The following is a 14,641-nucleotide window of genomic DNA, read 5'->3' as shown; positions in this document are numbered from 1 at the left end:
GTCGCTGGTCCGTGATGTGGGTGACCAGCGTGGGGTGGAGCCGTCAGCAGCACGACTGGAAAGTTCTGGCCGGACGTAAAAAAGGTTCAGGTCCCGGTCACCGCCCCGTCGTGCATCGGATTCCGGGTCGCGCTGTCGGACGTGCGTCGAGCGGTGCCGGATGGTGGGTTTCAAGACCCGCTGCTGACAACTGTCGAGCATGCTCGTGGAGGGCACGATACTTCGCGGCCCCCGGTTCGAGCCGGTCGAGGGTCGCGTGGTGGTCGAGGACGGGGAGATACAGACGGTGGAGGAGACGTCGGTCGAGTCGGACGACGTCGTCCTGCCGGCGTTCGTCAACGCGCACACGCACGTTGGCGACTCCATCGCCAAGGAGGCCGGGGAGGGCCTCTCGCTGGAGGAACTGGTCGCGCCGCCGGACGGCCTGAAACACCGCCTCCTCCGGGCGGCGTCGCGCGAGGAGAAGATCGCCGCCATCCGCCGGTCGGCCCGCCAGATGCAGGCGACCGGCACTGCCTCGTTCGTCGAGTTCCGCGAAGGGGGCGTCGAAGGGGTGTACGCGCTCCGGGAGGCGGTCGAGGGGCTGGACGTCGACCCCGTCATCCTCGGCCGCGAGACGGTCGAGGCGATGGAGGCGTCGGACGGCTTCGGCGCGAGCGGCGCGAACGACGCCGAGTTCTCCACGGAGCGCAACGCGACCGAGCGCGCCGGGAAGCTGTTCGGCATCCACGCCGGCGAGGCCGACCCCAGCGACATCAACCCGGCGCTGGACCTCTCGCCGGACTTCCTCGTCCACGTCGTCCACCCCGAACCCCTCCACCTCGACCGCATCGAGGACAGCGAGGTGCCCGTGGTCGTCTGTCCCCGGTCGAACCTCGTGACCGACGTCGGCGTCCCGCCCGTGCGCGAGTTGCTCGACCGGACGACGGTCGCTCTCGGGACGGACAACGTGATGCTGAACAGTCCGTCGATGTTCCGCGAGATGGAGTTCGCCTCGAAGCTCACCGACGCGTCCGCCACCGAGGTGCTGCGGATGGCGACGCGCAACGGCGCCGCGGTCGCCGACCTGAACTGCGGCACCGTCGAACCCGGCCGCGACGCGAAACTGCTCGTGCTCGACGGCGACTCGGACAACCTCTCGAACAGTCAGGACGTGGTCCGGGCGGTCGTTCGCCGCGCCGGTGCGAACGACGTGAAAGAGGTCGTCCTGTAGGTGCTCTTCGTCGACGGAGTCCGTCACGCGGCCCTTCCAAAACGTTAAGCGAGGGCAGGTCGTGCGATATGATAACGTTCCAATGTACGACCGCATCCTCGTGCCGACCGACGGGACGTCGGAGACGAAACGCGTCGTCGACCACGCCGGCGAACTCGCCGAGACGCACGACGCGGAGATGCACGCGGTCTACGTCGTCAACACGTCGACGTTCGCTGGGCTCCCCATGGAGACCTCGTGGGAGGACGTGAGCGAGGTGCTCCGCGAGGAGGGCGAGGGGGCGCTCGACGCCGTGGTGGCCGCCGCCGACCCGTACGACGTCGCCGTGGAGACGTCAATCGTCGAAGGACCGCCGAGCAAGGAGATCGTCCGCTACGCAGAGCGTGAGAGCTGCGACCTCGTCGTGATGGGGACGCACGGCCGCGACGGCCTCGATCGCCTCCTCATGGGGAGCGTCGCCGAGCGCGTCGTCCGCGGCTGCTCGGTTCCGGTGCTCACCGTCAACGTCGGCGACGAGGAGAGCCAGCCGGCAGCCGACGCCGCCGGCGAGGCGCGGGGTCGTTCGTAACTCGGCTTCTCGCGGTCGGTGCGGACTCGGGGCCGACGACCCGCCAGCGCCTGGTTCACGCGGGTCGCAGGTGGTCGCAGTCGCCCGCGTGCACGCGGACCCGGCCGTCGTCGGTGTCGACGACGAGCGCGCCGGGCACCGCCACGTCGACTGCCTCGCCCTCGACGGTGCCGTCGGGCGTCTCCACGCGGACCTGTTGGCCCAGCGTCGCGGCGTGCTCGCGCCACGCCGGGAGGATGGCGTCGGGGTCCGCGCGGAGTTCGTCGAACGTCTCCAGCAGGCGCTGGACGAACGCGCGACGGTCGACCGGGCCGACCTCGGCCTGGACGCTCGTCGCGTCGGCGGGGAGTCGCTCGCTCGGGACGTTGGCGTTCACCCCGATGCCGACGATGACCCACGTGACGCGGTCGGCCTCGCCCTCCATCTCGGTGAGGATGCCGGTGAGCTTCCGGCCGCCGCGCTCGGTGGACTCGTCCGCGACGACGACGTCGTTCGGCCACTTTATCTCGGCGTCGACGCCGGCCTCGCGGGCGGCGCGGGTCACGGCGACGGCGCCGGCGAGCGTCAGCAGGGGCGCGTGTGCGGGCGGCACGTCGGGGCGGACGAGGAGACTCACGTAGACGCCGCCGCTCGGACCCTCCCACTTGCGGTCGAGACGCCCTCGGCCGCCGGTCTGTTCGTCCGCTAGCACGGCGACGTCGGTCGCGCCCTCCGCCGCGAGTTCGCGAGCGCGGTCGTTCGTGCTTCCGATGGCGTCGTGGTACTCCACCGAGAACGGCGCGTCGAGTCCGTACTCGACGGCGGGGCCGCTGTACTCGGGGACGCCCGCGAGGCGGTAGCCCGCCTCGCTGCTTTCGACCTCGAACCCTGCCTCCCGGAGCGCCTCCACGTGTTTCCACACGGCGTTCCGCGAGACGTCGAGTCGGTCGGCGAGGGCGGGCCCCGAGACCGGGCCGTCGGCCAGCGCGTCGAGGATGGCGCTGCGCGTGTCGTTCATGCGCGGGCCTTGGTGGACGGCGACCAAGAATGGCCCGCTCTGTCGCCTGCTCAGCGCCAGGGTATTCCGTCGAGCAGGTGCCGGACGCGTCGCTGTTCGCCGACAAGCGCCACGGTCGCGTCGTCCCTGTCGAGCCGGACGATGCCGGCGGCGGCCAGTTTCGGGAGGTCCGCGTGAAGCAGCCGTATCCGGATTTCGTCCCGACCGGTCCGTTCCCGTGGCCCCGTCGCCGCGAGAGCCTCGACGAGTTCGTCGACGGTCGCCGTGCGGACGTCGAACAGTTCTGCGAGCAGCGCTCGCCGTTGCCAGGTACCGAGTACTTCCATCGCATCGTCGATGGACGTCCAATCGTTTGTCTGGACGGTCGTACGGTCGTCGTCGGCAGTGCAGCGTGTCATGATGTTCTCCCGCCGCGGCGATCCACGACCCGCTCGTGGCCGGGCGGCGGACGGGTCGACCTAGGTGTATCGGTGGAATATCGATTGTCCCTAACGAGGAAGGGTCGTCGGAGCGGTGCCCGGCCGGGGGAGCGACGGCCAGACACAGACCGTCGAATCCGGGGCGCGGTATCGCGAAACGGATCGCAGAACGAGACGAGACTGTGCCGCCTTACTCCAGGACGACGAGCACGTCGCCCATGTCGACGCTGTCGCCCTCGCCGATCGCGATCTGGCTGACCGTGCCGCCGCGGTCGGCGACAACGTCGTTCTCCATCTTCATGGCCTCGAGGACACAGACCACGTCACCGGCCGCGATCTCGTCACCCTCGTCGACCTTCACGTCGAGGATGGTACCCTGCATCTCGGCGGTGATCTGCTCGCCGTCGGCCTCGACGACGGTCTCGCTACCGCCGCCGTCGCCGCCCGCGGGCTGGGGCTTCTGGCCGCCAGCGTCCGCCGACGCCGTCGGGATGGCGGCCGCGCCGCGCTCCTCGAGGTTCACGTCGAAGCGCTTGCCGTTGACCTCGACGGTGAACTCCCGCTCGACGACCTCATCCTCGTCGGTCGCCGACTCGCTGTCGGTGCCCCACTTCTCCTGGGCCTCCGCGATGCGGTCCTGGTCGAGGTGGTGGTCGAGGTACTTCGTCGTGTGCGTGCCCGCGACGAACTCGTCGTCTTCGAGCATGAGGCGGTGGAAGGGGATGATGGTCGGGATGCCCTCGACGTCGTACTCGGCGAGCGCGCGCTGGGACCGCGTGATACACTCCTCGCGGTCGGCACCGTGGACGATGAGCTTCGCGACCATCGAGTCGTAGTCGGTGACCAGATCGTCGCCCTGGCGAAGCGCGTCGTCGAGGCGCACGCCGATACCGCCCGGCGGGTCGTAGGTCGTCAGCTTGCCGCCGGTCGCGGGCGCGAAGTCCTCCGCGGCGTTCTCGGCGTTGATGCGGAACTCCATCGCGTGCCCCTCCAGGTCGACGTCGCTTTGGGAGAAGTCGAGTTCCTCGCCGGCAGCGACCCGAAGCTGCCACTTCACGATGTCGATGTCCGTCAGCTCCTCGGTGACGGTGTGCTCGACCTGGATGCGCGTGTTCACCTCGAGGAAGTAGAAGTCGGCGTCGACGCCGAGCAGTTCGCCGTCGTCGCGGCCCTCGTCCTCGACGAGGAACTCGAAGGTGCCGGCGTTCTGGTAGCCGGCGGCCTCCGCACCGCGGCGGGCCGCCTCGCCGATCTGTTCGCGCAGTTCGTCGGTGAGCGCCGGGCTCGGTCCTTCTTCGATGACCTTCTGGTGGCGGCGCTGCAGCGAGCAGTCGCGCTCGCCGAGGTGGCGGACGTTCCCGTGGTGGTCTGCGACGATCTGGACCTCGATGTGGCGCGGGTTCTCCAGGTAGCGTTCGAGGTAGACGTTGGCGTTGTCGAAGTAGGCCTCGCCCTCGCGCTGGGCGGACTCGAGCTGGTCCTCGGCCTCGTCCGGCTCGCGGACGATCTTCATGCCGCGACCGCCGCCGCCGCCCTCGGCCTTGATGGCGACGGGGTAGCCGTGTTCCTCGCCGAAGGCACGGATCTCCTCGGGGTCCTCGACGGGGTCGGTCGTCCCGGGGACGATGGGGACGTCGGCCTCCCGCATCGTCTTGCGGGCCTTCGTCTTCTCGCCGAGCTGCTCCATGGACGCCGCGGACGGGCCGATCCACACCATGTCGCTGTCCTCGACCTTCCCCGCGAACTCCGCGTTCTCGGCGAGGAACCCGTAGCCCGGATGGATGGCGTCCGCGCCGGCCTTCCGTCCCGCGTCGAGGATGGCCTCGTGGTCCAGGTAGGAGTCCGCCGCGCGCGCCGGACCGACGTTGTACGCCTCGTCCGCGTAGCGGACGTGGCCCGAGTCGCTGTCGGCCTCGCTGTACACGGCGACGGTGTCGATTCCGAGTTCTTCGCACGCGCGCATCACCCGAACGGCGATCTCCCCGCGGTTCGCGACGAGAACCTTGTCGAACATTCTTGCGGGTGAGTAGTCGAGTCGGTTACCTCATTCTATCGGTTCAAGGATGGTCACCTGCACCGTAACGAACGGTTGACGAGGGAGGTGGACCGAACGGTCGACGGAGGGAGACGGACCGAACGGCGACGAAGAACGGTGTCCGCCGTTGCTGGCCGCGTCGACTCCCGGAGCAAGCGACCCGTCCGCGTCCTCCTCGGCCCCGTCGATTTATTGGCACGGCGACGGAGAACCGGATATGGGATTCAAAGAGACCGCTCCCGCGAGGGACTTCAGGGAGATCGACCGCTGGGACGGCGGCGTCGGCTGGATGGCGCATCCGGACGAGACGATGCAGCGGGCCAGCCACGCCCTCGCGGTCGACGGGGACGTGTGGGTCGTCGATCCGGTCGACGCGCCCGGCATCGACGACCTCTTCGCCGAGTTCGGGGACGTGACCGGGGTCGTCGTCCTCCTCGACCGCCACATGCGCGACGCCGCCGAGATCGCCGATCGACACGGGGTGCCGGTCTACCTGCCGACGTGGGTGCGCCGGACCCCCGACGCGGGGGTCGCCGTCAGGCGCTTCACGGACACGCTCGCCGGCACCGGTTTCCGCGTCCTGAAGCTGTTCGACAACCCGGCGTGGCAGGAGGCGGCGCTGTACGACGACTCCGAGCGGACGCTGGTCGTCCCCGAGTCGGTCGGCACGGCGTCGTACTTCCGGACCGCACGCGAACGTCTGGGCGTCCACCCGATGATACGGCTACTCCCGCCGGGCGAGCTTCGGGGGCTGACGCCGGAGCGCGTGCTCGTGGGGCACGGCGCGGGCGTCTTCGACGACGCGACCGGTGCGCTCACGGAGGCGCTCCGGGAGTCCAGACGGCGCTCGCCGGCGTTGTACGCGAACATCGTCAGGGAGCTTGCCCCGATTTAGTTCCGAGCGTCGATAGTTTTTTGGCACGTAGCGGGAATAAAGCTCCTATGGACTCCGTTCGTCGTTTCTCGAACTATCATCTCTGGGGGGTGAACGAGTGACGCTCTCGTTCGAACCCAGCGAGGCGGGTATCGACGTCGTCGACCCGGTCGAACGACGAACCACCACCCTCGCCGTACCGGGCGGTGTCGACCCCACGCCGGCCGACGCCGACGCGTTCACGTTCCCGGTCGACGGGGCGGTCGCGGTCCGGACGGACGCGGTCACGCTCCCGACCGCGGCGTCGGTGTACGTGCGCAACGACGCGGGCGAGATGGTCGCGAGCGCCGAGTGCGGGAGTCGACACGAACTGCAGTCGGCCACGTACAGCGTCGAACTCTGCACGCCGGTGAAGCTCTACCTCAGGGTCGAGAGCGCGGTCACCGTCTCGGCGGCGTTCGACGGCGTCGAGCTGTCGTTCGACGACGACGCCGAGGTGCTGATCGGCGGGCGCTCCCACCAGCGACGCCCGCCGGCGACGGTGACGACGACGCAGGACCCCGGCGACGTGATGGCCGCCATCTCGACGTTCGGGTCCGCACTGAAGACGACGAGTCCCGAGCGGTCGTTCCCCACGCTCCGGGGGCACCCTCCTGCCGTCGAACTCGGCGACGAACTCCGGATTCCGGACGGACTTTCGCCACCGGACACCGGCGTCCGCGTCGAGGTTCCGCCGAGCCTCGGCCACGTCTACCCGGTCGCGCCGCTGGCCTACTACCTCGGTGCCGAGGTCGTTCCCGGCAACGCACCGAAGCTCGTCGCCGACGGGTACGAGCACCCCCTGGACTCCGCACACGGCTTCGAGACGGAGGTCGAGCGCGTCCTCAAGGGGACCTTCCTCCTCGACTGCGTGACCCGCACCGAGGGCTACTATCCCGTCGACCTGCACGAACGCCGGGAGGTCGAACCGCTCGTCGACCTCGACTTCGCCGCGCTCTACGACGCACCGCTCGCCGAGCGACTGGCCGCGTACCTCGACGTGTCGTACGCCCTGCTGGAACCCCACGTCCCCGAGTGGCAGTTGTCGGCTCGCGTCGCTCCTGACCCTGGGAACGTCGAGACGCTCCCCTTCGTCGTGGACGACCTCGCCGTCGTCCGCACGCCGTCGGCGACCGACACGTCGGCGTCGAACGCACCTGCGCCGTCCAGCGACGAGTTCGCGCGGAGCGGCGATTTCACCCGGAGCGCGTCGGAATCGTCGCCGACGAACCGGTCGCTGGTCGAACCCGAATCGACCGATTCGCTGGACCAGCTCTGGGTCGGTGACGACACGCCGGTCGGTGCACACAAGGCCACCGCGGAGGCGTTCCGGAACCGCCTCGAGCGGACGCCCGGCGACGGCGAGATAGACATCACGGTCGTCTGCAACGACCGCGCGATGGACGAGGAACGGACCGTCGCTGACGAGGTGTACGGGTCTCGCGAGACGCTTCCGTTCGACGTGACGGTCCGCCACGAACTGACGACCGACGAGTTGCGCGACGCGCTCGCGGCGGACACGCAGTTCTTCCACTACATCGGCCACATCGACGAGAACGGCATCGAGTGCGTGGACGGCTACCTCGACGCCAGGGCGCTCGACTCGGTCGGCGTCGAGTCGTTCTTCCTGAACGCCTGCCAGTCCTACGAGCAGGGCACCGCGCTCATCGAGGGCGGTGCCGTCGGCGGCGTCGTCACGCTGAACGACGTCGTCAACAGCGGTGCCGTCCGCGTCGGCAAGGCGATGGCGCGACTGCTCAACCGCGGATTCCCGCTACGCGCCGCGCTGAACGTCGCCCAGGACCGCAGCATCGTCGGCGAGCAGTATCTCGTCGTCGGGGACGGAAACCTGGACGTCGTGCAATCAGAGAGTGTTATCCCAGTGCTGGTGGAGATTGAAACAATATCCGAAGCCGAGTTCGAGCTAACACCACGGAGTTTCGTCTCCAGTGAAGGTGGACTTGGGAGCTTCGTCACACCGAAGGTCGGACCGACCGAAAAGTGCTACCTCTCATCAGGAACTCTCGAAACGTATACGTTGACACGTGACGAATTGCGCCAACACCTCATGTTAGAAGTTATGCCGCTGTTGTTCGATGGAGAGTTCGTCTGGAGCGACGCCGTCGACGAGTTTTAGGCTTACGGACCAACAGTCCTAGAGTACATCGCTGCCGCACTTCCTGCCTGCGACAGCAGCAGCATCATCGTGAACAGCGCGCCGATCATTCGGGGGTTCTCTGCCAGGTACGTGCCGAGGTCGTTTTCTGCCATCGAGTGTGTGTAACAGACCAACAAATTTCAATTTTTCTATATAAATTATACATGTATGCAAGTAAAAATACGTTAGCGTAATCCGTTTCTCCGAACGAACCAACTGACGGCGGGCCGATTCGGCCCGAACGGCCTCGATTCCGGCGACGGTGTTATCATCCGTCGACACGAACGTCGCTCCGTGGTCTACGCTACCCGCGGCCTGGTCGAGGCACTACTGGAGTTCGCGGCGAAGGCCGAACCGGAGAAGGTGACCATTTCGCTTTCGGTCACCCCCGCGGGCGAACTCCACGGGGACGTCGACCTGCCACCGGAGACGCCGGTGTTCACCCACTTCTATCCGCCGGACGCGGGACAGTCCGTCCGCGCCGTGTTCGGAGTCGACCTCTCCATCCCGGCCGGCCAGACCCAGGGACGGTTCGTCTCCCACCCACAGGGAGCCCTGGCGGTGTCGCGGACCGACGACCTCCACGAGGCGGTGCTGGTGGCGGTTCCGCCGTGGGACGACGACTCCATCGCGGCGTTCAACCGTTCGGGCCGCCGGCAGTCGCTCGACGTCTTCGACGCCGAACCGCCCCAGGAACTGCTCTGAACGCCGCGGTGACTACTCCAGGTAGCCGAGTTCCTGGAGTTGGTCGGTTATCTCGTCGAACTCGGCGTCCGTGAGCTTGCCCTGCTTCTGGTGCTGGATGACGATGCTGCGGAGGAGAAAGCGGACCAGGTCGCTCGTACTGGAGAAGCTCGTTCCCTCGATCGTCTCCTCGACGCGGTCGGCGAGGTCCTTCGGGATGGACACGGTCGTGTAGTCCGTCATGGCTACACGGAGGACCGCCTGTCGGTTAGACCTTTCCAAGCCGGCCCCTGCGCAGAGCTCACGGCTGGACGGTCGGAGAATCGATACGGGAGATGGTCGCCCGTACGCGGAGCGACCGAGATGGTTCCAGAGAAACGCGCCGGTTACAGGACCTCGTCGAAGTCCTTGTGGCCCTCGATCTCGACGCCTTCCTCGGTGATCTCCGCGAGGAAGACGCCGTTACCGCTGCCCGTGTCGCGCTCCGCGGCGTTCCGGATGCCGCGGGCCGCCACCTGCATCCCCTCCTCGTTGGTCAGGTCCTCGGCGTACTCCTGTTCGAGGAGTCCGTAGGCGACCTGCATCCCGCTGCCGGTCACGGTGTAGTCGTCGGCCATGACGCCGCCGGCCGGGTCGATGCTGTAGACGTGGTGGCCTTCCTCGTCGATACCGCCGAGGATGGGCGAGACGATGAAGAACGGACCGCCGCGGAGGAGATTACCCGCGAGCGTCGAGAGCGCCTGCATGCTCATGTGCTCGCCGCGGCGGGCTTCGTAGAGGTTCGACTCGATGCGCATCGTCCGGATGAACGACTGCGCACCGCCGACCGACCCGGCCATCGTCAAGGCGGCGTTCGGGTGAATCTGCTCGACCTTCTGGACGTTCTTGTTCGAGACGAACCGGCCGCCGAGGCTGGCGCGCATGTCGGTCGCCATCACGACGCCGTCGGTCGTCGCCAGCCCGATGGTCGTCGTTCCGGTCTTGTTCACGTTGTCGAGTTCGTCCTGCGAGACGTTGTTCTCGGGGAGCGAGCCGATCTCCGGCTCGTAGGGGTTGGTCGCACCACTGTCGAAGCGGTCGAGATTTCGCGAGAAGTCGGAACCGTTCATTGGCGTAGGCATTGCCCGAACGTAGTCCGGCAGCACTGATAAAAGCAACCCTTCACGAACCTCGTTCGGTTCGGGTGCCGCGACCTTACGCGCTCTCGGCGGTCGTCTCGTATGCGCGCTGCAGCGACTCCACCACCCGGTGGATCGGAAGCGGTACGCCGAGCTGCCGGGCGACCAGCGCAATCGGCAGCAGGGCGATGCCGGTCAGGACGCTAATCTGGTACAGGGCGAACAGTGTCGCACGTCGAACGGGTGCTAACATCGGAAACCTCGCCAGTCCCTCTGCCACCCCAGTATAAAAACGTTACTGCCACCTCCATTCCATAACGTTCGTTGATGTCGGAATGGGTCGCCGCCGTACTGCGATTCAATCTCGGTTGCGCTAGAGTCAACAGCGCGAGGTCTTCTGCCGCTCTCGAGATAGGCATCGGGTTTCCAACTTCGGGCGTACGCATAACTTATGATGATAATCGGCTTCTCGTGCGCGGCGTCGACCGCACTTTGCGCCATCCGTGGACGCCCGTTTCCGTGCTCTCGACCGGCCTGACGGTTCGGTCGCAAATTCGCGTCCTCGCGTGCGTCGAGAACGACAGTGGGCGACGACAGGGTGCGGGCGGGGTGTTTCTGCACGGAATGGAAGAGTATCCTGGCAATCAGCAGGAGTAGACGGTGGTTGCGGTCACCGGTCTCGTCGCAGTCCGCAGACGCCGGTGGTCATCGTTTGTCGCCGAGAGACCTCGGCGCGTTCACGCGACGGGTCCCCTCCGATCGTCTCGCCTGCCGACGTACCACGCGAGGGTCACCGCTCCGACGACTCCGGTGAGAAGGCCCGCGGGAATCCCGACGACCAGCGTCGCAGCGAACAGCGAGACCGAGAACGCACCGAGTGCGAGCGTGACGGCTACCCCGGCAAGGCCGAAAGCGACGACTCCGACGACGAGTCCACCGAGCACTGCCGTGGTTCCATCCGACGCGCCACCGCCACGCATCTCCTCGCGGTACTGCAGAAGTCCGAACGCGAGTACCGCAGAGAGGACACCGGTGACGACGGCGACCGGACCGCTCACCATCAGCGACGACCACACGTACGGACCGAGCAGTTCGGTGAGTCCCACCAGCGTTACCAGCGCGGCGGCAATCCCGGCCAGCAGCGATACGATTATTCTGGCGGTTCGGTTCATATTAGAGCGGACGCTCGCCGACTCAATATAGTCGCCACCCCGTTCCCGGGTGGTGAGAACGGTAGCACATCGTACGCCGTCCGAAACCGGTGTTCGGGTCGACGACCGACGTGCACCGTTCCGAACCTATCTTCAAATGATAGCGGTAGCGTTCGAATACTTTAGAGTTCACGACACACTCAAGACCACTGCGATGGATACTGAATAGGCGGGTGTCTGGCATCGCCGTGACCGCCCGGGATAGCGTGTCCCACGACCGTGGAAAGTGATTCCGTGTTCAACTCGCCGACCTTCGTCTTTCAACTGGCCCTGCCGATCCAGGTTCCCGACGCTCGGGTACTGCTATCGACGCTGCTTCTCGTCGTCACGGTGTTCGTCGTGTGGGTGCTCTGGAAGGTCGCCCCGCGTCTGAAGCGGCGGGCCAATCCGCGCCTCGTTGACGTCTTCCTCCTCACGGTAAGTGGACTCGCTGCGGTCCTCATCGGGCAACGGGCGCTCGCTCTCTGGAACGACCCCGCCGCTCCAGCGCCGACGATCGACGTCTTCTCGCAACTCACGTCGGCCGGGGCTCGCATCGCGGTCACGTTCGGCGTCCTCGCGGCGTCGTACGTGGGCGCGGGGATGGTCGTCAACGTCATCGACCGGTTCGTCAAAAGCAGCAGGCAGATCACCGGCCACCAGGGGGAGGTCCTCGCCCGGATCTCCGAGGTCAGCGTCTACCTCCTCGCGGGACTCCTGCTGCTCGGCGTGTGGCAGGTGGACGTCCGTGCGTTCCTCATCGGTGCCGGATTCCTCGGCATCATCATCGGTCTGGCCGCGAACGAGACCCTGGGTGCGCTCATCGCCGGGTTCACGCTCATGTTCTCGCGCCCGTTCGAGATCGGCGACTGGATCGGCGTCCCGACCGGAGAGGGCGTGGTGGAGGAAGGCGTCGTCACCGACATCACGCTGTTCACGACGCGGATCGAGACGTTCTCCGGCGAGTACGTCATCGTCCCGAACGACGTGGTCGGGTCCAGCACCATCAAGAACTACGGCCGGAAGGGACGACTCCGACTCGAGGTCGAGGTCGGCATCGACTACTCGGCCGACCCCTATCGCGCGATCCAGATCGCCGAGGGGGCGATGCGCGACGTCACGCACGTCCTGGAGGTACCCCGTCCCCGCGCCGTCCTGACGAGATTCGACGAATCGGCGGTCGTCCTCGAACTCCGGTTCTGGATCGACCGGCCGAGCAGTCGACGCAAGTGGCGCGCGATAACCGCGGTGATCGCCGACGTGAAGACCGCCTTCGACAGGGAGGGAGTGAAGATCCCCTTCCCGCAGCGGGAGGTCTCCTCGCGGGAGGAGACCGGTGGCTTCCGCGTCGTCGACAGTCGCGACAGGGACCGGCAACTCGGTCGAAGGAAGTGAGCGTCGGGGCACCCTGGATCGTTGGTCCTGTCACGCTACTCGAAGACGGATACCGACCCCCTCAGGGACGTACGCCGACCACCGTCATCGACAAAGGCCCCCGTTCAGCCATCTTCACCGCCGACGGGCAGCCACCACGGCGACCGTGCCAAACGCGAGGCCGCCGAACGACAGGAGCCACGTGTGCGCGCCCGGGACCGGGCGGTTGACGATCGTCACGAGCGGGATCGCCAGCGCGGGCCAGTATCTCCCCGTTCGTGAGCGCGAGGACGAGCGTCGGTACGAGGGTGAACGTGACGTGCCCGGAGACGTTCCAGACGGACTCGACGAGTGCGTACGGCACCGCCGTGGCGACGACCGCCGTGCCCGCGCCGCTCACCTGCTCGCCCCACCGGTCCGGCGACCAGACGTACCGGACGAGTCCGCTCCCGACGAGCAACGACGCCGCGGTCACCAGGTCGATGCGCCAGTCGCTGCCCGCGGTGAGCTGCGTCACGGGCGGTCGACGCGCGAGCAGGTAGAGCCCGACCGGGGCGACAGCGACGAGTTCGACGCCGAGGAGGGTGCCGACGCTGGCGACCAGACACCGGACGACGTTGGGGGTGCCGTCTAACTACGTAACGGGCAATCGACTACTGATGGAGCGGTTGCAAAGAGACGAGTTCGTGATGGCACTGGCTGGTCCCGTCGAACCCGCGGGTCACCGACAGGAATCGGGCGCTGGATAGAGAGGCTGTGTTCAGCACGGCCTCCGACGGCTTCCACCGACCGAAGGTTTCAACGGAGTCGGTGGTTCGAGTTCGAGTATCCGGTCACTCTTCGGCGTACACGAGCGTTCGTCGGCACTCGGGACAGACGTACGGCACTGGCGTGAGAATCTCGTCTGCCCGGACGCTACTGAGAAATCCCTCGTCCGAAGCCGCCGAGACGATCGAGAGCGTTCCAACGGCGTCGGTTCCCTGTAACTCCATCTGCTCCAGCGGTTCCGTACAGTCCGGACATAGCTTCTCGGACGGCATATCTCCCACTGTTTCTTCACCTCCAAAAAGTCGCCTGATTCGCTCGCAGAGTTTTGGAGGGGATCAGAATGAAAGAGATGCATCCCCAAATTCGAACACACCGCGTGCAGGGGCCGTGTGCAGCAGGGGCCGTGTGCAATTCGATGCGCCCCAGGATGACCGACTCGTGCGAGTGCCGGATGGGTGCTCTCCTCGAAGCGACCGGCGAGAACACCAGGAGCAAGGCCCTGGAGCGAACCGCCGAGTTCTACCCTCAGATGCGCGGGGAGAACCCGGCCGTTCCGAACGGAGCCTTCGAGGAGTTGATGACGACAGCCGAACGGCAGGGGAGTGTGACGCCCGAGGAGATCGCCGAGATACCCGATACCGACTCGGTTCCGGTGTGGGCAGAAACTCACTGGTCTGTCGGAGATACTTGGGTATCGATAGGCGAGGCACCGTCTAGTTTTACTCCTCGACTGGCGTGCGTTCATCGAGGGCTTGATGCGCCGTCTTTGGCGTTTCTGACTGTACGCTGCTGTACGAATCATACCTATTAAAAGTTCGTGTCGGCTTCCATCGGGGTCAAGTGGTTCGAGAGACCGTCGGTCTCCCGTCATCACGAAAATCTTCGATTTACGAACGCCCCCGAGGCACTCGCCTTGCTTATCTGTAGACGGCGAGAACTCACGAACAATCTGCTATAGAATATCGCTTTCTTTATTATAGTTGCGGTTACATTTTTATGTTGGGCGGTCTCCCCGAGTCGGTTTCCCCGTCAACAGCTGGTGAGTATCAGATGAACCCCGATCGATCAAACCCTTCCACTCCGTCTTCAGCATCGAAGAAAGCAACTCGAAATCCGCCAACGAAGCGAGCAGCACTCGTTGGTGGGGTTGCAGGGATATGTATCGGCCTAAGTTCGCATTTTCTGTTACTGGATTATTCTGTAG

Annotated in this window: 17 protein-coding genes; 7 read left to right on the top strand and 10 right to left on the bottom strand. The window is 66.3% G+C overall.

Annotated elements, in window-relative coordinates; translation table 11 throughout:
- Positions 1-199 precede the first annotated feature (199 nt).
- Complete coding sequence (locus NKT36_RS01830) at positions 200-1,213, top strand: amidohydrolase family protein (RefSeq protein ID WP_327052245.1); 1,014 nt, start codon at positions 200-202, stop codon at positions 1,211-1,213.
- Positions 1,214-1,295: 82 nt separating this feature from the next.
- Positions 1,296-1,781: a universal stress protein gene (locus NKT36_RS01825; protein WP_327052244.1), complete on the top strand. Its 486-nt coding sequence runs from the start codon at positions 1,296-1,298 to the stop codon at positions 1,779-1,781.
- Positions 1,782-1,836: 55 nt separating this feature from the next.
- Here the strand turns inward: NKT36_RS01825 and NKT36_RS01820 are convergent, their stop codons facing one another.
- From NKT36_RS01820 to NKT36_RS01810, 3 genes are all read right to left on the bottom strand, one after another.
- Complete coding sequence (locus NKT36_RS01820) at positions 1,837-2,778, bottom strand: biotin--[acetyl-CoA-carboxylase] ligase (RefSeq protein WP_327052243.1); 942 nt, start codon at positions 2,776-2,778, stop codon at positions 1,837-1,839.
- Positions 2,779-2,828: 50 nt separating this feature from the next.
- Complete coding sequence (locus NKT36_RS01815) at positions 2,829-3,176, bottom strand: DUF7344 domain-containing protein (protein ID WP_327052242.1); 348 nt, start codon at positions 3,174-3,176, stop codon at positions 2,829-2,831.
- A 211-nt stretch (positions 3,177-3,387) separates the two neighbouring features.
- Positions 3,388-5,211, bottom strand: coding sequence for an acetyl-CoA carboxylase biotin carboxylase subunit (locus NKT36_RS01810; RefSeq protein WP_327052241.1), 1,824 nt, complete (start codon positions 5,209-5,211; stop codon positions 3,388-3,390).
- Between the two features lie 238 nt (positions 5,212-5,449).
- Between NKT36_RS01810 and NKT36_RS01805 the strand changes: the two genes are divergently transcribed.
- Positions 5,450-6,127 (top strand): hypothetical protein, encoded by a 678-nt coding sequence (locus NKT36_RS01805; RefSeq protein ID WP_327052240.1) that lies wholly within the window; start codon positions 5,450-5,452, stop codon positions 6,125-6,127.
- Between the two features lie 97 nt (positions 6,128-6,224).
- Positions 6,225-8,282 (top strand): hypothetical protein, encoded by a 2,058-nt coding sequence (locus NKT36_RS01800; RefSeq protein ID WP_327052239.1) that lies wholly within the window; start codon positions 6,225-6,227, stop codon positions 8,280-8,282.
- Positions 8,283-8,284: 2 nt separating this feature from the next.
- Here NKT36_RS01800 and NKT36_RS01795 read toward each other — a convergent pair whose 3' ends face one another.
- Positions 8,285-8,416, bottom strand: coding sequence for a DUF7503 family protein (locus NKT36_RS01795; protein ID WP_327052238.1), 132 nt, complete (start codon positions 8,414-8,416; stop codon positions 8,285-8,287).
- 181 nt (positions 8,417-8,597) lie between these two features.
- Between NKT36_RS01795 and NKT36_RS01790 the strand changes: the two genes are divergently transcribed.
- On the top strand, positions 8,598-9,008 hold the full coding sequence (locus NKT36_RS01790; protein WP_327052237.1) for a hypothetical protein: 411 nt from the start codon (positions 8,598-8,600) through the stop codon (positions 9,006-9,008).
- Between the two features lie 12 nt (positions 9,009-9,020).
- Here the strand turns inward: NKT36_RS01790 and NKT36_RS01785 are convergent, their stop codons facing one another.
- The 4 genes from NKT36_RS01785 to NKT36_RS01770 form a co-directional block, all read right to left on the bottom strand.
- The gene (locus NKT36_RS01785) at positions 9,021-9,230 is read right to left on the bottom strand and encodes a ribbon-helix-helix domain-containing protein (protein ID WP_327052236.1); all 210 of its coding nucleotides are present in this window, start codon (positions 9,228-9,230) and stop codon (positions 9,021-9,023) included.
- Positions 9,231-9,373: 143 nt separating this feature from the next.
- Positions 9,374-10,108: an archaeal proteasome endopeptidase complex subunit beta gene (gene psmB / locus NKT36_RS01780; protein WP_407652193.1), complete on the bottom strand. Its 735-nt coding sequence runs from the start codon at positions 10,106-10,108 to the stop codon at positions 9,374-9,376.
- A gap of 73 nt (positions 10,109-10,181) precedes the next feature.
- On the bottom strand, positions 10,182-10,358 hold the full coding sequence (locus NKT36_RS01775) for a hypothetical protein (protein ID WP_327052234.1): 177 nt from the start codon (positions 10,356-10,358) through the stop codon (positions 10,182-10,184).
- A gap of 484 nt (positions 10,359-10,842) precedes the next feature.
- Positions 10,843-11,277 carry a hypothetical protein gene (locus NKT36_RS01770; RefSeq protein WP_327052233.1) on the bottom strand — a complete coding sequence of 145 codons (435 nt, stop codon included), beginning with the start codon at positions 11,275-11,277 and terminating at the stop codon, positions 10,843-10,845.
- Between the two features lie 258 nt (positions 11,278-11,535).
- Here NKT36_RS01770 and NKT36_RS01765 point away from each other — a divergent pair, with 258 nt between their 5' ends.
- Entirely contained in the window at positions 11,536-12,690 is a 1,155-nt protein-coding gene (locus NKT36_RS01765; RefSeq protein WP_327052232.1) for a mechanosensitive ion channel family protein, read from the top strand.
- Between the two features lie 61 nt (positions 12,691-12,751).
- On the opposite strand, the gene NKT36_RS01760 is transcribed toward NKT36_RS01765, so the two are convergent.
- Both NKT36_RS01760 and NKT36_RS01755 read right to left on the bottom strand, forming a co-directional pair.
- Entirely contained in the window at positions 12,752-13,186 is a 435-nt protein-coding gene (locus NKT36_RS01760; RefSeq protein WP_327052231.1) for a hypothetical protein, read from the bottom strand.
- A 316-nt stretch (positions 13,187-13,502) separates the two neighbouring features.
- Positions 13,503-13,709 carry a hypothetical protein gene (locus tag NKT36_RS01755; RefSeq protein WP_327052230.1) on the bottom strand — a complete coding sequence of 69 codons (207 nt, stop codon included), beginning with the start codon at positions 13,707-13,709 and terminating at the stop codon, positions 13,503-13,505.
- Between the two features lie 179 nt (positions 13,710-13,888).
- Here NKT36_RS01755 and NKT36_RS01750 point away from each other — a divergent pair, with 179 nt between their 5' ends.
- Positions 13,889-14,248: a hypothetical protein gene (locus tag NKT36_RS01750; RefSeq protein WP_327052229.1), complete on the top strand. Its 360-nt coding sequence runs from the start codon at positions 13,889-13,891 to the stop codon at positions 14,246-14,248.
- Positions 14,249-14,641 lie beyond the last annotated feature (393 nt).

It is taken from the genome of Halomicrococcus gelatinilyticus, assembly GCA_024227995.1.
Lineage (GTDB): Archaea > Halobacteriota > Halobacteria > Halobacteriales > Haladaptataceae > Halomicrococcus > Halomicrococcus gelatinilyticus.
Note: the sequence above shows the minus strand (reverse complement) of the source record. Positions and strands in the feature narration are given on the sequence as shown.